General features: G+C 63.8%; 11 protein-coding genes and 1 pseudogene. 10 read left to right on the top strand and 2 right to left on the bottom strand.

Annotation, left to right across the window (positions count from 1 at the left end; genetic code table 11):
* The 6 genes from ACZ1JS_RS19575 (at window position 1) to ACZ1JS_RS19600 (ending at window position 9,172) form a co-directional block, all read left to right on the top strand.
* Window positions 1–1,140, top strand: coding sequence for a glycoside hydrolase family 26 protein (locus tag ACZ1JS_RS19575; protein WP_465169031.1), 1,140 nt, complete (start codon window positions 1–3; stop codon window positions 1,138–1,140).
* A 47-nt stretch (window positions 1,141–1,187) separates the two neighbouring features.
* Window positions 1,188–2,117 (top strand): ROK family protein, encoded by a 930-nt coding sequence (locus ACZ1JS_RS19580; protein ID WP_465168990.1) that lies wholly within the window; start codon window positions 1,188–1,190, stop codon window positions 2,115–2,117.
* Between the two features lie 141 nt (window positions 2,118–2,258).
* On the top strand, window positions 2,259–5,639 hold the full coding sequence (locus tag ACZ1JS_RS19585) for a glycosyl hydrolase 2 galactose-binding domain-containing protein (RefSeq protein WP_465168991.1): 3,381 nt from the start codon (window positions 2,259–2,261) through the stop codon (window positions 5,637–5,639).
* 146 nt (window positions 5,640–5,785) lie between these two features.
* Window positions 5,786–6,967 carry a glycoside hydrolase family 5 protein gene (locus ACZ1JS_RS19590; protein WP_465169032.1) on the top strand — a complete coding sequence of 394 codons (1,182 nt, stop codon included), beginning with the start codon at window positions 5,786–5,788 and terminating at the stop codon, window positions 6,965–6,967.
* 336 nt (window positions 6,968–7,303) lie between these two features.
* Window positions 7,304–7,459, top strand: a complete 156-nt coding sequence (locus ACZ1JS_RS19595; RefSeq protein WP_345880197.1) for a hypothetical protein — start codon at window positions 7,304–7,306, stop codon at window positions 7,457–7,459.
* 117 nt (window positions 7,460–7,576) lie between these two features.
* Complete coding sequence (locus ACZ1JS_RS19600) at window positions 7,577–9,172, top strand: isocitrate lyase (protein ID WP_345880199.1); 1,596 nt, start codon at window positions 7,577–7,579, stop codon at window positions 9,170–9,172.
* A 107-nt stretch (window positions 9,173–9,279) separates the two neighbouring features.
* Here the strand turns inward: ACZ1JS_RS19600 and ACZ1JS_RS19605 are convergent, their stop codons facing one another.
* Window positions 9,280–10,011 (bottom strand): TetR/AcrR family transcriptional regulator, encoded by a 732-nt coding sequence (locus ACZ1JS_RS19605; protein ID WP_345880200.1) that lies wholly within the window; start codon window positions 10,009–10,011, stop codon window positions 9,280–9,282.
* A gap of 247 nt (window positions 10,012–10,258) precedes the next feature.
* On the opposite strand from ACZ1JS_RS19605, the gene ACZ1JS_RS19610 reads away from it, so the two are divergent.
* From ACZ1JS_RS19610 to ACZ1JS_RS19625, 4 genes are all read left to right on the top strand, one after another.
* Window positions 10,259–13,102: a TonB-dependent receptor plug domain-containing protein gene (locus ACZ1JS_RS19610; RefSeq protein WP_465168992.1), complete on the top strand. Its 2,844-nt coding sequence runs from the start codon at window positions 10,259–10,261 to the stop codon at window positions 13,100–13,102.
* A 64-nt stretch (window positions 13,103–13,166) separates the two neighbouring features.
* Window positions 13,167–14,774 (top strand): long-chain-fatty-acid--CoA ligase, encoded by a 1,608-nt coding sequence (locus tag ACZ1JS_RS19615; protein ID WP_465168993.1) that lies wholly within the window; start codon window positions 13,167–13,169, stop codon window positions 14,772–14,774.
* Window positions 14,771–16,486 (top strand): acyl-CoA dehydrogenase, encoded by a 1,716-nt coding sequence (locus tag ACZ1JS_RS19620; RefSeq protein ID WP_465168994.1) that lies wholly within the window; start codon window positions 14,771–14,773, stop codon window positions 16,484–16,486. Before ACZ1JS_RS19615 ends, ACZ1JS_RS19620 begins: the two co-directional genes overlap by 4 nt.
* Before the next feature lie 78 nt (window positions 16,487–16,564).
* A complete protein-coding gene (locus ACZ1JS_RS19625; protein WP_452662385.1) occupies window positions 16,565–18,220 on the top strand; it encodes an electron transfer flavoprotein-ubiquinone oxidoreductase in 1,656 nt (551 codons plus the stop codon).
* A gap of 175 nt (window positions 18,221–18,395) precedes the next feature.
* Here ACZ1JS_RS19625 and ACZ1JS_RS19630 read toward each other — a convergent pair.
* Window positions 18,396–18,734, bottom strand: a pseudogene (locus tag ACZ1JS_RS19630) (integrase core domain-containing protein); the annotation flags it as partial.
* Window positions 18,735–18,743 lie beyond the last annotated feature (9 nt).

Below are 18,743 nucleotides of genomic sequence, written 5' to 3' on the forward strand. Positions count from 1 at the left end.
ATGATGGCGTCGGTGATGGGGGCCAGCTTCGCGTTGGCGGGGTGCGTCGGCACCCCGCCCCCCGGGAGGCATCCTCTTACCGCGGACGCGGCCGCGACGCGAGAAACCAAAGCGCTCCTCGCATCGCTCGGCCGCATAGCGCCAAAAGCAACGCTGTTCGGGCATCAGGACACGCTCGCATACGGCTACCGCTGGCGCGGAGAACGCGATCGGTCGGACGTGAAGGACGTCGCTGGCTGCTTCCCTGCAGTCTATGGCTGGGATCTCAATGATGCTTTCGTAAAGGGTGGCGAGACGATCGATCCCGAACGCGCAGCGCGGCTGCGCGATTATATCAGGCAGGGCTACGCTCGTGGTGGGGTCGTCACCCTGTCCTGGCATCAAGACAATCCGGCCACTAGCGGCGATGCCTGGGATGTCGCGGCACCTGCGGTAACGCGGATCCTGCCAAACGGCGACCTTCACACCCGCTACCTGAAAAGACTGGATGCGGCCGCCGATTTCCTCGCAAGCCTTAAAGATGCCGGCGGTACACCAATCCCGGTCGTTTTCCGTCCCTGGCACGAGCATAGCGGCAGCTGGTTCTGGTGGGGTCGCGACCACGCCAGCAGCACGGAGTTCAAGGCGCTTTGGCGCATGACGGTCGAACATCTGCGTACGAAGCGGAAGCTGCACAACCTTCTCTACGCCTATTCGACCGATGTGTTCGAAGGGGCGGACGCCTACCTCGAGCGTTATCCGGGCGACGACGTGATCGACGTCCTTGGCTTCGATGATTACTCGCTGAAGGCGGTCTCGAACGTTGACGCCTTTGCCGAGCGACTGCGGACTGTGGTCCGCCTTGCACGCGAACGTGGGAAGGTAGCAGCGCTGACGGAAACCGGCCTGGAGGCTATTCCCGACCCTCATTGGTGGACCAACGTGCTTGGACGGGGGATTGAAATGGATGCTGAAACGCGCGGCATCGCCTGGGTTCTTGTCTGGCGCAACGCCAATCCCTCGTTCGATCGCAAGGAACATTTCTACGCCCCGTACCCGGGACAAGCGAGCGCCGCAGATTTCCGGGTGTTCACCGATCGCCCGTCGATGCTGCTCGAGTGCGAGCTTCCCGACCTTTACGGCCGCGCCGCGCTACGCTGACTAACGCGTCAAAGGCAAGGCCGCCCCCCTCCACGGGTGAATACGACATGACCGTGCTTTCTTCTCCTACCCTTTCTACCCTGACTGAACGCACTTCAATGCTGGCGGGCGTCGAGCTTGGCGGGACCAAGTGCGTCTGTGTCCTGGCAACTTCCGACGGCGTGATCGTCAAGCGAACGATAGTACCGACGACCCAGCCTGATGTGACACTGGCTTCGATCGAGCAGATACTCGACGAATGGAAGGCCACGACCGGCTTCGGTGCACTGGGAATTGCTTCCTTCGGCCCGGTATGCCTGCGTGAACGCGCCGCTGATTGGGGTCACATCACTACGACCAGCAAGCCTGGATGGCAGCACACCGACGTCGGTGCACGCCTGCGCAGCAGGTACTCGGTACCTGTTAGCTTCGATACCGACGTGAATGGTGCGGCGCTGGCGGAATCGCGCTGGGGTGCGGCAAAGGGATTGTCGGACTTCGCCTATATAACCTTGGGAACCGGCGTTGGCGTCGGTCTGATCGTTCATGGCCGGCCCACCCGCGGCATTGGTCATTGCGAGCTGGGTCACATGCGGGTCGCACGCATGCCGGGACACGACTGGGCAGGAAGCTGCCCGTTCCACGGTGATTGTGTCGAGGGGTTGGCATCCGGTACCGCCATTCGTGCGTCGCTCGGCGAAACTCCAGTATCTATGGTGCAGCCGGATCATCCGATCTGGGTCACTGTTGCCGACGCGGTGGCGCAGCTGTGTCAAGCGATTGTACTAGCGACCGGAGTCGAGCGAATTTTAATTGGCGGCGGTGTGGCCAATGGCCAACCGTTTCTCTTGGCGCTGATCGAGGCGCGGCTACGAGCCATAATCGCTGAATATATCGAGCTGCCCTCGGTACCATTTGTTATGGCACCCGCACTTGGCGATGCAGCAGGCCAGCTAGGCCCGATCGCGATGGTCAGATCAATGGCGGAACTCGACTAATCCACATTGGGTGGTCTGTAGCTTGGATTATGCAACATCGAAACACAAAGCGCCCGCAGTGCTAGGCATGTGGCGGAAGCTATTGCCTAATCTAACATCGCCGGCGCGCTTCGGTACTGATCTGATTTGAAGGACGATGGCATGAAACTTTGTATGCTGGCCGCGCTACTAGCCAATCCAGGACTGGCGAGCATCGCCTTAGCACAGGTGCCTGTGAGTGGCGGCCCGTATAACGCCAGCTTCCTGTCCGGCGGGATCGGCATCGAACGCCCTATCGACGGACCGGTACTGTCGGCCGGCGCGCCGTACAGCATTACCTTATGGGTCAAGGGTGCGGCGCGGCAGGCTGGGATGGTGCCGCTGGTCGGAATCGGCGATGCGCGGGTGCTCGGCCTCGACGACGGCCGGCTCACGCTGCGCGACGGGACGGCGACGCTCGCCGGTCCCACCATCGCGCCCGGCCGCTGGACGCAGGTCGCGGTCGTGTCCGACGGCAGCCGGGCGACGCTGTATGTCGACGGCCGTCGCGTCGCCAGCGGCGCGGCGCGCTCCGCCGCGACGCAGGGCATGTTCCACATCGCCCGCGCCATACCGGGCCAGCCGCATTTCGGTGGCACACTGGTCGGCGTCACGTTGCACGACCGCGCGCTGGCGGCCGCGGACATCACCACCCTGCCCGGCCCCGATTTCGACAATGTCCAGTTGTGGGAAGTCGGCGTCACCTGGCCGTTCCAGAAACAGGCCAATATCGGCCTGACGCAGCAGCAGGACCCCTGGACGCTGCCGCAGAGCAAGGGCGACGCCTATAGCGCGCCGGTCGCCAAGCCGCTGCCGACCGCTCCCGCCGTGCAGGCGCTGGCGCCGGGCCGGTGGCAGATCAATGGCTGGCAACTGGCCGCCGCCCCCGACGTCGTGGCCGACGGCGCGGCGCTGTCGCGGCCCGGCACGCCCAAGGGCACTTGGCGCGTGGCGACGGTGCCGGGGACGGTGCTCCAGACGCTGGTCGATCGCGGCGTCTATCCCGATCCCTATTACGGCCTCAACAACCTAAAAATCCCCGAAAAGCTGGCGCAGCAGGATTACTGGTACCGCACCCGCTTCACCGTACCGGCGGAAGCGGCCGGGCGGAAGCTGACGATCCTGTTCGGGGGCATCAACTATGCCGCGGAAATCTGGGCCAATGGTGCGAAGCTCGGCACGACCCGCGGCGCGTTCATCCGCGGCCAGTTCGACTATGTGCCGGTCGCGGGCGACAACGTCATCGCGGTCCGGGTATCGCCGCCGCCGCATCCCGGCATCCCCCATGAACAATCGGTCGCCGGCGGCGTCGGCGAGAATGGCGGGCAGTTGGCGATCGACGGCCCGACCTTCGTCGCGACCGAAGGGTGGGACTGGATTCCCGGCATCCGCGACCGCAACACCGGTCTGTGGCGGCCGGTCGAACTGCTGGCGCATGGCAGCATCCGCATCCTCGACCCGCATGTCGTCACCGACCTGCCGCTGCCGCGCACCGACCGCGCCGATATCTACATCACCGTTCCGATCCAGAATGACGGTCCGGCCGCCCCGGTCATCGTCAAGGTCGCGTTCGAAGGCGTGACCGTCGAAAAGCGGGTGACCGCGCCTGCCGGGCGCAGCGAGGTGCGCTTCACCCCCGCCGACTTCCCTGCCCTCACCGTCGCCAATCCGAAACTATGGTGGCCGAACGGTTATGGCGCCCCGCATCTCTATCACGCGACCTATCAGGTCAGCGACGCAAACGGCGTGTCGGACAGCAAGTCCGGGCGCTTCGGCATTCGCGAGGTCAGCTACGACCTGTCGCTGTTCGACGCCGCCGGTGCGCTGCGCCGTGTGAACGTCCAGACCACCGATGGAGGCCTCACCGGGCAGAAGCTGATCGACGTTCGTCACGGCGCGATCAAGCAGACGCCGACCGGTTGGGCGGAATCACTGACCCCGGCTGGCGAGGTGTCGAAGGGGGTGACGCCGATCGCCGAAACCCTGCCCGAACCGCATCTGACCATCCGCGTGAACGGCGTGCGGATCGCGGCGCGCGGCGGCAACTGGGGGATGGACGACGCGATGAAGCGGGTCAGCTATCAGTGGCTTAGCCCCTTCTTCCGTCTCCAGCGCGAGGCGCATATGAACGTCATCCGCAACTGGATGGGGACGAATACCGAGGAGGAATTCTACGACCTGGCCGACGAGAACGGTATGATGGTCCTGAACGATTTCTGGCAATCGACCCAGAATTTCCAGATCGAGCCCGACGACGCGTCGCTGTTCCTGGCCAATGCCCGCGACACCATCGCCCGCTATCGCAACCATCCGTCGATCATTCTGTGGTTCGGCCGCAACGAAGGCGTGCCCTATCCGGCGCTGAACGAGGGGCTGGACGATGCCGTGTTCCAATTGGACGGCACCCGCTGGTTCACCGGATCGTCGAACGTCGTGAACTTGCAGGGGTCGGGGCCGTACAACTACCGTCCGCCCGCCGGCTATTTCACCGATCTCGCCACCGGCTTTTCGGTCGAGACGGGAACGCCGTCCTTCTCGACCGCCGAATCGATCGCGTCCTATGTTCCCGCCGCCGATCGCTGGCCGCTGGGTGACGTGCTCGCCTATCACGACTGGCATTTCGGCGGGAATGGCGACACCAAAACGTTCATGCAGACGCTGGCGACGATGTTCGGACCGGGCAAGGACTTCGCCGATTTCGAGCGCAAGGCGCAGATGATGAACCTCGAAACGCATAAGGCGATGTACGAAGGGTTCCTTGGCCATCTGTGGACCAAGAATAGCGGACGGTTGCTGTGGATGACCCACCCGGCATGGCCGTCCAATGCGTGGCAGATCTATTCCTGGGACTATGACACCCACGCCGCCTATTACGGGGCGAAGAAGGCCGCCGAGCCGCTGCACGTTCAGCTGAACCTGCCCGGCAACGAACTGGTGGTGCTCAATACCACTCAGGCGGATGCCAAGGGGCTGACCGCGCGCGTGCGCGTCGTCGGGCTGGACAATGCCGAACTGTTCACCCGCACCGACCGGGTCGATGCATTGGCCAATCGCGCCACGCCGCTGGCCGCGGTGCCGCTCGACCCGCTCTATGCGGCGCATCCGGTGGTGCTGGTGCGGCTGACCCTGTCCGACAGCGCAGGCAAGCCGGTGTCGGACAATTTCTACTGGCGCGGACGCGATGCGGCTTCGTATCAAGCGCTCAACGGCCTTGCCCCCGCCACCCTCACCGCGCGGATGGCGGCCCCCGTGGTCGATGGCAACGACCACATGGTCGCGGTCGACCTCGCCAATGACGGCCAGGTCCCCGCGCTCAACGCCAAGCTGACGCTGCTGGGGCGAGACGGCAAACGCATCCTGCCCGCCTTCTACAGCGACAATTACGTCGCGCTGCTGCCGGGCGAGAAGCGGACGATTACCATCCGCTATCCGGCCAGCGTCACCGCCGCGCCCGGATTGACGCTGAGCGGATGGAATATTGCGGAATCGCAGGTTGCGCGATGAACAGCGTCGCGGCGGCAGGCAACACCATGGGCGGAAGCCGGTGACGATGCCTAGCTGACGATCGAAATATCCCACGCAGGACTAATGAGTAGATGCCATGTTTTCCGCCATCCCGCCGCGCCGGTCACCCTCTCGCCTTGAGCGTGATGGGGCTGGCGCTCATCGCCAGCTGCTCGGGTAGCGGCAATTCGGCCGGGACCGTATCGGCCGCCCCGGCACCAACGCCCACCCCCACGCCCACGCCCACGCCGACACCGTCCCCCTCACCGACGACGACCGCCATGCAGTTTGCGGGGCAGATGGCGCCGGGGTGGAACTTGGGCAATTCGCTGGAGGCGATCGGGAGCGGCGCAGTGCCCGCAACCGCGTCGCAGGAGACGGCATGGGGCAACCCGGTGGTGTCGCAGGCGCTATTGAACGCGGTCGCCGCAGCGGGGTTCAAGAGCATTCGCGTGCCCGTTTCGTGGAAACAATATGCCGATGCCGATGACCAGATCGCCTCCGCTTGGTTCGACCGCGTGGCGCAGGTGGTCGATCAGGCGCGGCAGGCGGGGCTGGTCGTCATCATCAACGTCCATTGGGATGGGGGCTGGCTGCAACCGACCTACGCCGATCAAGCCGCCGCTAATGCGCGCCTGAAATCCTTCTGGACACAGATCGCCACCCGGTTTCGCGCCTATGACGACCGCCTGTTGTTCGCCGGCACCAACGAGGTGATGGTGAAGGACAATTACAACGCGCCCACGGCCGAGAATTGCACGGTCCAGAACGGCTTCAACAAGGCCTTCGTCGATGCGGTCCGCGCGACCGGCGGCAGCAACGCGGGCCGCTATTTGATCGTCCAGGGCTATAACACCAACATCGACCACAGCATCGCGTGCAATGCCACGCTCCCGTCCGACAGCGTGGCCGGACGGATGATGATGGAGGTGCATTATTACGACCCCTATGATTTCGCGCTGAATGAAAAGAGTGCGATCTGGCAATGGGGCGCGGGCGCGACGGACCCGAACGCGGTGCAGGCTTGGGCGAACGAAAGTCATGTCGATGCCGCGTTTCAGAAAATGAAGGTGACGTTCGGCGACAAGGGGATACCCGTCATCCTCGGCGAATATGGCGCAATCGCCAAAACGGACTATGATCCGACCGGCAAGTACCGCACCGAATGGGATCGCTATGTCACCCGCTCGGCGGTGCAGCACGGCATGGTCCCCATCTATTGGGATAATGGTCCGACCGGCAATCATACCCTCGGCCTGTTTGATCGCGCGACCGGCCGCGTCGTCCATGCGACCATCGTCCAGGCGATCGTGGAGGCCGCGAAGTGAAGGCCTGGCCGATGCGCGCTTGCCTGCGGAGCGCTTGGCTTTTCCCGGTGATGGCGTTGGGCAGCGTTCTGGCTCCGGTCGGTATCGCGTCTGCGGTGGCGCAATCCGCGGCCGTTGCTGCGTAAGTGCTATGTCTAAAAGCTACGACCTACCGCTTGACCGGATCAGCGAAGCTTTGAGGGCGTTGTAAAATATTTACAATGTTACAGCCGCAAGTGGCGAGAATTGTACGTTCAGACGCTTTTAATGATGGAATACTGTTGGGGTCCGACGAACCAGTATGCTTTTTACATCTCAACCGTGACGGATCACCGATCGCGGATTGGGAGACAGCAGATGACAAAAGAACCGCCGCGCAGCCGCGCCGTGTTCTCGACGGAGGATTTCAGTCTCCTGAAGGAAGCGGTCGGAGCCTACGTCCGAAACATCGCCGATGATCCCCGCTCGTCGAAGTTCTCCAACCTGTACCATCGTCTGGGCCGGCTCGGCTGATCGCCGAACGGACGCTTTCACGACCAACCGCAACGGCCGACGACGCCCCTGCGCCACTCCGGCGTCGGGAGGAGCGCTGCGTCCTGCCGCTGCCGCAAACCTTCGGAAGATTTAGACATGACTTACCAGGATCAGACCGCACGCACGTCCGCACTCATCCGCCAGCAAGGCGGCACGTGGGACGGGATCGACGCCGAGGCCGTGGTGCGGATGCGTCTGCAGAACCGCTTCAACACCGGCCTGGACATCGCCCGGTACACGGCATCGATCATGCGGCGTGACATGGCCGCCTACGATGCGGACCCTGCCGCCTACACCCAGTCGCTGGGCTGCTGGCACGGCTTCATCGGCCAGCAGAAGCTCATCAGCATCAAGAAGCACTTCGGCACCACCAAGGGTCGTTACCTTTACCTTTCCGGTTGGATGGTGGCGGCGTTGCGGTCGGACTTCGGTCCGCTTCCCGACCAGTCGATGCACGAGAAAACCAGCGTGCCGGCGCTCATCGAAGAACTGTACACGTTCCTGAAGCAGGCCGATGCCCGCGAGCTGGGCATGATGTTCCGGGAACTCGATCATGTCCGCGAGAGCGGAAACGATGTGGAGGCGCAGCGGCTCGTCCACGCGATCGACAACTACGAGACGCACGTCGTGCCGATTATCGCCGACATCGATGCCGGATTTGGCAACGCCGAGGCGACGTATCTGCTCGCCAAGAAGATGATCGAGGCAGGCGCCTGCGCGCTGCAGATCGAGAACCAGGTCAGCGACGAGAAGCAGTGCGGCCATCAGGACGGAAAAGTGACCGTTCCGCACGAGGACTTCCTCGCAAAGGTTCGGGCCTGCCGCTACGCCTTCCTCGAACTGGGCGTGGACGACGGCATCATCGTGACGCGTACCGACTCCCTCGGTGCCGGGCTCACCAAGCAGATCGCCTACTCGAGCGAGAAGGGTGATCTCGGAGACCGATACAACGCGTTCCTCGACTGCGAGCTCGTAGATGACATCGGTCAACTGCGCGGTGACGTGGTGATCGAACGCGACGGGCAACTGATGCGGCCAAAGCGCTTGCCATCCAACCTGTTCCAGTTCCGGGAGGGCACCGGCGCTGACCGCTGCGTCCTCGATTGCATCACGTCGCTCCAGAACGGTGCCGACCTGCTGTGGATCGAGACCGAGAAGCCGCACATCGAGCAGATCGCGGGGATGGTCGATCGTATCCGCGAGGTCGTTCCCAACGCCAAGCTCGTCTACAACAACTCCCCAAGCTTCAACTGGACATTGAACTTCCGTCAGCAGGTCTTCGACAGCTGGGCTGGCGAGGGTCGCGACCTTTCGACCTATGATCGTGCAAAGCTGATGAGCGCCGAGTATGACTCGACCGATCTGGCGAAAGAGGCCGACGAGCGCATCCGCACCTTTCAGAAGGACGCCAGCGCGCGGGCGGGCATCTTCCACCACCTCATCACCCTACCGACCTATCATACCGCCGCTCTGTCTACCGACAATCTGGCGAAGGAGTACTTCGGCGAGGCAGGGATGCTCGGCTACGTGAAAGGCGTCCAGCGGCAGGAGATCCGGCAGGGTATCGCCTGCGTCCGGCATCAGAACATGAGCGGGTCGGACATCGGCGACGATCACAAGGAGTACTTCGCTGGCGAGGCGGCGCTGAAGGCGGGCGGCGCACACAACACGATGAACCAGTTCGCGGCCTGATCGGACGATGCGTCACGGGGATCGGAAGAGCCTCGTGACGCACGCCGTTCCCCCGTACGCCGGTTCGGGTAGCGGTACCGCGATCTGCCGTCATGACGATGGGTTGGTTACGAAGGCGATCGGTCTTCGTCGGAAGGCGGCTTGAGATCGGGCGGGCCGTCCGGTGCACAGAGCGCTCGGATTCCTGCTGCCACGAAGACGGGCAGTCGGTCGGCTATGCCGAGGAAATTGTCCGAATGCACCAGGCCCGCCGAGAGGCGATCTATGCGTCCCGTCCGCCCGAGCGAGAAGGTGAAGGAGCCGGTCAGGAAGTGATAGCTCCAGTACAGCTTCTCCTTCGATGCATGGGGCAGGAGGATCTTCATGTCGTCGACCAGCACCCAGGAGACGGGGTCGAACGTCTCGGACATCAGCTCGTACATCTTGCCCCGGCTGCTGTTCACGTAGGCGACGATCGAAGCGTAGTTCCGATGCTTGTCGTCGATGTCGGCCATCTCGAATGCCGGCCGCATGAAGGCGTCAAGAAGTCCTTCCAGCGTGCCGCCGTTGCCCAGCGATGGACGGTAGGCGTCCAAGGCAGCGAGGCGCTTTGCGTTCGCTTCCGGGGCGCGGCGACGGAACACCGCGGCGAACAGCTTCTCCTTGTCGCCGAAGTAGTAGCGCATCAGCGACGTGTCGACGCCGGCGCTTGCGGCGACGCTCGAGATCGTGACGCCGTTGTAGCCCTTGGCGGCGAATTCCGCTTCGGCATGATCGAGGATCAACGTCATCGAGTCTTGACGTCGTTCCGTCTGAAGACGGCGCGCCTCGCGTTTTGTCTCCGTCTGCTCCTTCGTCATTCGTCACGTCCCGTCTGATGTCGTCGCGGTGCCGATCTCGTCGGCCGCTGGGTAGCCCTTTCGTTGCCAGAGCCGTTGGACATGGCGCTTAACCGTCCTCGCGTTCGAAAAAAAGTTCTACGTAATTCGATGCGCGGCAACCTATTTCCTGCAACGCAAAGAAAGATGATTGACGCCGTTTAATGCCGGCGTCATCCTCCGCTTCAAGAGATCGGGAACGAACCCCGGCTTTGATGGGAGTAGGATTATGGAGAGCAGGCTTTTCGCCGGCATCTGCACACTCGCGTTATGTTCTTGGTCGGCCACGGGTCTGGCGCAGACGGCATCGTCGACGCCGTCGGCTACTACCCCGCCGCTGCAGGGTAGCGCGGAGGCATTGCCGGCATCCGGCGATGAGGATGCGATAGCCGACATCATCGTCACGGGATCGCGTGCGATCGCCGATGGTTCGCAGGCGCCGACGCCGGTGACGGTGACCTCGGGTGAGCAGTTGGTGAAGGCGAACCCCGGACTGATCGCGGAGTCGCTGAACACGCTGCCGGCGTTTCGCGGATCCACCCGCCCCACGACCGGGAACGTCGTCGCGACCGGCCCGAACGCCGGCAGCTTCCTGAACCTCCGGAACCTCGGCGTCCAACGTACCCTGGTCCTCTTGGACGGGCGCCGTGCAGCTCCGTCCTCGCGCGAAGGCGCGACCGACGTCAACCTGCTCCCGTCCGACCTGGTGAAGCGGGTCGACATCGTCACGGGCGGCGCGTCCGCCGCCTACGGATCAGATGCGGTCGCGGGCGTAGTAAACTTCGTGTTGGACAACCGTTTCAAGGGCATCAAGGGGACGCTGCAGTCGGGGGTCTCCGAGCGCGGCGATGGCGCGAGCATCAAGGGCAGCGTCAGCGCGGGTACGTCGTTCGCGAACGACCGCGGACGCATCGTGGCAAGCGCCTCCTACTACGACGTCCAGCAGATCGGCAGCCTGGCGGATCGCGAATGGGGCCGCAGCAATACGGGCTTCCTGAACAATCCGGCCAATGGCGGCCAGCTGATCTTCCGGGACAACCTGCGGGCCGCGACCGCGACTCCGGGAGGTCTGATCCTGAGCGGCCCGCTCGCGCTCCGCCAGTTCGGGCCGGGGGGAACGCTGGTCCCGTTCTCGCGCGGGACCGCGCAGTCGGGTCTCATCCAGGTCGGTGGCGACGGCGCGCAGGCCTTCTCGAGCCTTTCAGCCGGGATCGAGACCCAGAACTACTTCACCCATGCCGAATTCGACGTGACGCCATCACTCACGATCTTCGGGCAGGCCGCCCTCGGCCTGTCGAAGACGGAGTACAATCAGATTCAGCAGTTCAATCTGGGCGGATTCAACGGCTTCACTATCTTCAGCGGGAACGCATTCCTGAACCCCGCCGTCCAGCAGGTGCTCACTCAGACCAACACGCCGGCGTTCGCGATGGGACGCGTCAACTTCGATTTCGGCACGCCGGCGAACGCGCTCGCCAAGGGTCGGACGCTCGATTTCACCGCAGGCTTCAAGTACACCGGCGGTGGCGGGTTGACCATTGATGGCTATTACGAGCGGGGCCGCAACCGGACGACGATCCGGACCAACAACAACGTGGCGCTCGAACGCCTGTATGCCGCTGCCGATGCAGTCCGGGACCCTGCGACCAACCAGATCGTCTGCCGTGTCTCGCTGACGAATCCGGGACTGTACCCGGGTTGTGTCCCGATCAACCTGTTCGGCGTCGGCGCCCCGTCGCAGGAGGCGATCCGCTATGTCGAGGTCAACCCGGCGTTCCGCACGACGGTGAAGCAGGACGTAGCGGACCTATCGATCCGCGCGACCCCGTTCGCGACCTGGGCGGGCGACGTGGCCCTCGCGGCGGGCGGTGCGTATCGACGCGTGGAGCTCGATCAAACGACCAACGACCTCGCCAACGGCGTGAACGATGCGACCGGCATCCGGGGTTTTCCCGCGGCCTATCTAAATCAGCCCGGCGGCCTGCTGCTCAGCAACGTGTTCCCGGTGGCCGGATCGTACAACGTGTGGGAGGTGTTCGGCGAAGCGGCTGTCCCGCTCGCCCGTGATCTGCCGTTCCTCCACGCGCTCGACGTCAACGGGGCCGTCCGGTACATCAACTACAGCACCAGCGGCGGCGTCACGACGTGGAAGGGTGGCGCGGTCTGGGAGCCGGTGGCCGGCCTGCGTCTGCGGGGAACCGCGTCGCGCGACATCCGCGCGCCGAACGTGCCCGAACTGTTCGCCGGAATCGTGCAGCAGACAGGCGCGGTGATCGAGAACAACGTCACGGTTCCAATCATCCTGGCGACGCTCGGCAATGCCGATCTCCGGCCCGAGATCGCGAAGACGTACACCGGCGGCATCGTCCTGCAGCCGGACTTCGCGCCGGGGCTGACGCTGTCCGCCGACTACTATTCGATCAACGTGTCGGGGATCATCACGTCGCTCACGCCGCAGCTGACCCTCGACCAGTGTCGTGCAGGTAATGATGCCTTGTGCGCCAACATCACCCGGAACGCGGCAGGGACGATCACGCGCATCACGAGTCCGACCCTGAACCTCAACGAGTTGAAGGCGAGCGGCGTCGACATCGAGGTCGGCTATCGTCCGTCGGGCGACGTCTTCGGCGGCAAGGCCGGCTTCCGTGTGGTGGCCAGCTACCTGGAGAAGCAGCAGCAGATATTCACCAACGGCAACATCGTCGATCGGGCCGGGGAAGTCGGACTTAGTAGCAACCCGAGGTGGAACGTGGTCGGCAACGTGACGTGGACGTCCGACACGTTCGAACTGTTCGCTCAGGAGCGCTTCATCAGCGCGGGAAGCTACGACGTCACCCGCAGCGAACCGAACACGATCGAGGACAACACCGTCGAGCACGTGTTCTACACGGACCTCACGGCGTCGTTCAAGGTCGCCCCAAAGTTCCGCTTCTACCTGACGGTCAACAACCTGTTCGATCAGGATCCGCCGCTCGCACCGACCGGAACGCTGATCCAGTACAACAGGACGAACCCGCAACTCTACGACGTGATCGGACGGTTCTATACCGCCGGCATCAACTTCAACTTCTGATCCACGCGCCCCGCCCGGTTTCGGGCGGGGCGTTCAAGTCAACTCGAACGATACGGATGACGCGGTGAGCCAGCCAAAGATACTTCAGACCGCGGGTAGGGACGCATACCCCTTCCCGTTGCTCATCCGCCATCTGCTCGCGAACGTGGCCGAGCAGAGCAGCGCGGAGATCGTCAGCGGAGAACTGCGTTTCACCTATCGTCAGTTCGTCGACCGGGTACGTCGTCTAGCGACGGCGCTGGCGGCGCGCGACGTCCGTCCCGGCGACACGGTCGCCGTGATGGACTGGGACAGTCACCGCTACCTCGAATGCTATTTCGCGATACCGATGATGGGCGCGATCCTGCAGACGGTGAACGTCCGGCTGTCACCCATGCAGATCGGGTACACGCTGCGACAGTCCGATGCGTCGGTCCTGCTGTACCATGATGACTTCAGCCCGCTGTGCAACGCGATCCTGCCGCACCTGCCGGGAATACGCGAAGCGATTCCGATGACCACTCCGAACGTGCAGTCGTACGAGGAATGGCTCGCCGGGACCGATCCGACCTTCGAGTTCGAGGACTTCGACGAGAACGCCATCGCGACGACGTTTCACACGACGGGCACGACCGGCGACCCCAAGCAGGTGTTCTTCACCCACAGGCAGCTGGTGCTGCACACGCTCGCCTTCACGTCGACCTTGGCCAGTCAACCCGAGGGTCAGAACCTGACGCGGACCGACGTGTACATGCCGATCACGCCGATGTTCCACGTCCACGCGTGGGGCGCGCCCTACGCCGTCACGATGCTCGGCCTCAAGCAGGTCTATCCCGGGCGTTACGATCCGGCGACCCTGCTGCGGCTTCGGCGCACCGAGGACGTCAGCTTCTCCCACTGCGTTCCAACGCTGCTTCGCATGCTCATCGACGCCGCCGCTGGCGAGCCGCTTGGACCGTGGACGATCGTCATCGGCGGATCGGCTCTTCCACCGGCGTTGGTGGAGGAAGCGTTCGAGGTCGGTATAACGACGCTTGCGGGGTTCGGCATGTCGGAGACCGGACCGGTGATCGCACTTGCGCGGGGTGAGCGAGGGGATGCGCACGGTCTCTGTCGCGCAGGACTCGCACTCCCGTTGGTCTATGCGAAGATCGACGAAAAGCGGGGCGGAGAGCTTGTCCTGCGTGCACCTTGGTTGACGCAGGGGTACGGCAGCCAGGACGCTTCAGACACGCTCTGGGAAGACGGATGGCTCCATACCGGCGACGTGGCCGAAAAGGACGCTGACGGCGCCATCCGTATCGTCGATCGTCTGAAGGACGTCATCAAGTCGGGCGGGGAGTGGATCTCCTCAATCGACTTGGAGGCGCGCCTGATGGAGGATGAAGCAGTGTCCGAGGCCGCTGTCGTAGGCCTTGCCCATCCCCGCTGGGGTGAGCGACCTGTCGCGTTCGTGACAGCCGCGCCCGACGAAATCATCTCGGAGGAACGGCTTTACGAAGCCTTATCGAAGCAAGCGGCGGCCGGACAGATCAGCCGATACGCCATTCCTTCGGTCGTCCATGTTGCAGACGGTCTACCCAGGACCAGCGTCGGCAAGATCGACAAGAAGGCGCTTCGTGAGCTTGCCATAGCGCTAGAGGCCGATCCTACGGCCGCGTTGGAAGCAAGGTCCAAGGTAGCAGGGGCATGAGCGCAGCGACCGCAGCAACGAGCGAAATTCGCTTCGTCCTCGACCACGTCGCCCAGATCAGGCATTTGGCCCAGAGCGAACGTTTCTCCGCCGCCAGCGACGACGTCATCGAGGCGATAATGGAGGGGGCGGCCACCTTCGCGACCGAGGTCTGGGCGCCGCTCAACCACGCAGGAGACACGGTCGGCGCCAAGTGGACTGAGCAGGGGGTTGTCCTTCCCGACGGCTATCCGGAGGCCTATCGCGCGTACGTGGAAGGCGGATGGGGTACCATCGGAGTGCCCGAAGAGCATGGTGGGCAGGGGCTACCGTTTACGTTGCAGACCGCGGTGCTGGAACTGCTGGGCACTGCCAACCCCGGTTTCGCCCTGTGTCCTACGCTGACGGTTGGTGCCATCGAGGCGCTGGTTCACCACGGTACGCCCGAACAGCAGGCAAGATTCCTGCCGCAGCTGGCAACCGGTGCCTGGACCGGTACGATGAATCTGACCGAGCCACAGGCGGGATCCGACGTGGGAGCGCTACGTGGGCAAGCCGTGCCGCGCGGCGACGGCACCTGGTCCATCAAGGGCACAAAGATATTCATCTCGTTCGGTGATCACGATTTGGCCGACAACATCGTCCATCTCGTTCTGGCTCGTACTCCCGATGCTCCGGCCGGAACGCGTGGCATCTCGCTGTTCCTGGTTCCGAAGTTCCGCCTCGACAAGGAGGGCCATCTCGGGGCGTTCAACGACGTCAAGGTAGTCTCCATCGAGCACAAGCTGGGACTTCATGCGTCCCCGACCTGCGTCCTGAGCTTCGGCGATAACGACGACTGCGTCGGCGAACTGATCGGCCCCGAGCATGGCGGAATGCGGGCGATGTTCACGATGATGAACAACGCCCGCCTGAACGTCGGTCTGCAGGGCGTGCAGATCGGTGAGGCCGCGACTCGCAAGGCCATCGCCTATGCGTTGGACAGGGTACAGTCCGCGCGTTCCGGCGCGACCGATCGGAAACCTGTCCGGATCGCCGACCATCCCGACGTCCGTCGCATGCTGATGCGCATGGCGGCGCAGACCCAGGCCGCACGTGCGCTGGTGTACTACGCTGCGGCCCAAGTGGACCGGACGACGCTCGGCGACGCCGCCGCGCACGAGCGCCTCGAAATCCTAACTCCGCTCGCGAAGGCGCATGCCACCGACCTGGGCAACGAGATCGCGTCGATCGGTGTGCAGGTGCATGGCGGGATGGGCTATGTCGAGGAGACCGGGGCGGCACAGTACTTCCGGGACGCTCGCATCACCCCGATCTACGAAGGCACGAACGGCATTCAGGCTGCGGACCTGGTCGGTCGCAAGCTCGGCATGGGGAACGGTTCGGCGTTCGCGTCCCTGATCGCCGACATGCGTGAAACATCCAAGACCGCCGCACTGACCGAGCTGATCGATCTGTGCGACGAGACGGGGCGTCGTCTAGCGGGTGCGGATGCGGACGACCGCCTGGCGGCCAGCTATCCGTTCCTGACGATGTTGTCGGTCGCGGTCTGCGGGTGGTTGATGGAGTCGCAGGGTCGAGCGGCTTCGGACGAAGATTTCTGGCAGGCCAAGAAGGCGACGACCGCCTTCTACCTCAACCAGATCGTGCCCGAGGCCTTGGGTTTGGCTGCGGCCGCCCGGGCTTCGTCGGACGAACTCTATGCGGTCGATCCCGCCCTGCTCGTCGCGTGATGGGCTTCGAGGCGGAACGCCCGATCCGAGTGGACTGGGAAACGAGGTGAGTTACGTGACGACACGGGAGTTCTAGGCATGAACGAACGGGAATCGATGCCCTACGACGTGGTGATCGTCGGTGCCGGCCCCGCCGGTCTGACCGCCGCGATCAGGTTGAAGCAACTCGCCGAAGCGTCCGGCACCGAGATCTCGGTGTGCGTTCTCGAAAAGGGGTCGGAGGTCGGCGCGCACATCCTGTCTGGGGCGGTCATCGACCCGCGCGCACTCGACGAACTCATTCCGGACTGGCGCGAGACGGATTGCCCGCTCGCCGAAACGCCGGTGACGCAGAACCATCATTGGGTGCTGACGGCCAGGAAGAAGTTCAATCTGCCGCATCTCTGGACGCCGCCCTTCCTCCACAACAAGGGCACCTACACGGGCTCGCTCGGCAATCTTTGTCGGTGGCTCGCCGGCCGCGCCGAGGCGATGGGCGTCGAGATCTTCCCCGGCTTCGCGGCCGCGGAAATCCTATTCCACGACGATGGCCGGGTGAAGGGTGTCGCCACCGGCGGCATGGGCGTCGCCCGCGACGGCACGCACAAGGGCGACTATCAGCCCGGCCTTGAACTCCACGCCAAGTACACCTTCTTCGCAGAGGGTGTACGCGGTCATTTGACCAAGGAACTGATCCGCACCTTCGATCTCGCCGCCGACAGCGATCCGCAGGTCTATGGCCTCGGCATCAAGGAGCTGTGGGACATCGATCCCGCGAAGCACGAACCGGGCAAGGTGGTGCATACGCAGGGTTGGCCGCTGGGCAGCGACGCCAACGGCGGGGGTTGGATCTATCATCAGGCCAACGGGCAGGTTTCGATCGGGTTCGTCACCTGGCTCGGTTACACCAACCCGTATATCTCCCCCTTCCAAGAGATGCAGAAGTGGAAGACGCATCCCGCCATCGCCGACCTGCTGAGGGGTGGCCGCCGCGTCTCGTACGGAGCGCGTGCGATCAATGACGGGGGTCTCCAGTCGATCCCTAAGCTGGTCGCCCCCGGCGCTGCGCTAATCGGCTGCTCCGCCGGCTTTCTCAACGTGCCGCGCATCAAGGGCACGCACGGCGCGCAGAAGTCGGCGATGATGGCGGCGGAGGCGGCGTTCGAGGCGATCCAGGCGGGGCGCGAGAGTGACGAGCTCGCGGCCTATCCTGCAGCGTTTGAGACGTCGTGGCTGAAGAAGGAGCTGTCCGTCGTCCGCAACGTCGTGCCGCTGGTCAAGAAGTTCGGCGATCTCTTCGGCTCCGGCTTGTCGGGCATCACCATGTGGCTGGAGCATCTCGGCGTAAAGATGCCCTTCACGTTGCACCACCATCCCGACCACGAGACGCTGGAACGGAAGGCCCTAGTGAAACCACCGGTCTACCCCAAGCCCGATGGCGTCCTGACCTTCGACCGCCTCTCCTCGGTTTTTCTGTCGAACACGAACCACGAGGAGGATCAGCCCATCCACTTGCAGCTGCGCGATCCCTCGGTCCCGATCGCCTACAACTTACCGCTCTATGACGAACCGTCCCAGCGCTACTGCCCGGCCGGTGTCTACGAAGTAACCGGCGTTGCGGACGGCAATCCCAAGTTCGTCATCAACGCGCAGAACTGCGTCCACTGCAAGACGTGCGACATCAAGGACCCGACGCAAAACATCAACTGGGTCGTACCCGAAGGCGGCGGGGGGCCGAACTATCCGAACATGTGAGTACTTAACGTCGGAAAGATTGATCCTCAACCTGAGAGAATTGCGCGATCGCCGGGAAGGCGGTGACGCTTACCGAAAGATATCTCCGGTTGCGTTTTTCCGAAACTGGGCACCGGACACAGAGAAGCGGGAAAGGCAAACTGAACAGCCCCCAGCGGGTGGTCCGGCATGTTAGTTAGTGCATTGTCGTCTCCGCCGCCATTGCCGGGCGTAGGTGGAGCGAAGCGGAACCGGAGGCCGGTAATGGCGGTGTCACCGCTTCGGGGGCCGGCGGGCGGTAGCCCAGGCTGCTGTGCGGCCGGACGGTGTTGTAGTGACGGCGCCATGCCTCGATCAGCACCCTGGCCTCTGCGAGGCTGTAGAAGATCTCGCCATTGAGCAGTTCGTCGCGAAGCGACCCGTTGAAGCTCTCGTTATAGCCGTTCTCCCATGGCGAGCCCGGGGCGATGTAGAGCGTCTTCACGCCGATCTGGCCGAGCCAGGTCTGGACGGCGGTGGCGATGAACTCGCTGCCATAGCACAT

It is taken from the genome of Sphingomonas sp. BL-S-05, assembly GCF_055521695.1.

What these genes read in the sequence shown, in the direction of transcription:
- ACZ1JS_RS19575 (WP_465169031.1), top strand. Translation starts at nt 1, where the DNA reads ATGATGGCGTCGGTGATGGGGGCCAGCTTCGCGTTGGCGGGGTGCGTC.
- ACZ1JS_RS19580 (WP_465168990.1), top strand. Translation starts at nt 1,188, where the DNA reads ATGACCGTGCTTTCTTCTCCTACCCTTTCTACCCTGACTGAACGCACT.
- ACZ1JS_RS19585 (WP_465168991.1), top strand. Translation starts at nt 2,259, where the DNA reads ATGAAACTTTGTATGCTGGCCGCGCTACTAGCCAATCCAGGACTGGCG.
- ACZ1JS_RS19590 (WP_465169032.1), top strand. Translation starts at nt 5,786, where the DNA reads ATGGGGCTGGCGCTCATCGCCAGCTGCTCGGGTAGCGGCAATTCGGCC.
- ACZ1JS_RS19595 (WP_345880197.1), top strand. Translation starts at nt 7,304, where the DNA reads ATGACAAAAGAACCGCCGCGCAGCCGCGCCGTGTTCTCGACGGAGGAT.
- ACZ1JS_RS19600 (WP_345880199.1), top strand. Translation starts at nt 7,577, where the DNA reads ATGACTTACCAGGATCAGACCGCACGCACGTCCGCACTCATCCGCCAG.
- ACZ1JS_RS19605 (WP_345880200.1), bottom strand. Translation starts at nt 10,011, where the DNA reads ATGACGAAGGAGCAGACGGAGACAAAACGCGAGGCGCGCCGTCTTCAG.
- ACZ1JS_RS19610 (WP_465168992.1), top strand. Translation starts at nt 10,259, where the DNA reads ATGGAGAGCAGGCTTTTCGCCGGCATCTGCACACTCGCGTTATGTTCT.
- ACZ1JS_RS19620 (WP_465168994.1), top strand. Translation starts at nt 14,771, where the DNA reads ATGAGCGCAGCGACCGCAGCAACGAGCGAAATTCGCTTCGTCCTCGAC.
- ACZ1JS_RS19625 (WP_452662385.1), top strand. Translation starts at nt 16,565, where the DNA reads ATGAACGAACGGGAATCGATGCCCTACGACGTGGTGATCGTCGGTGCC.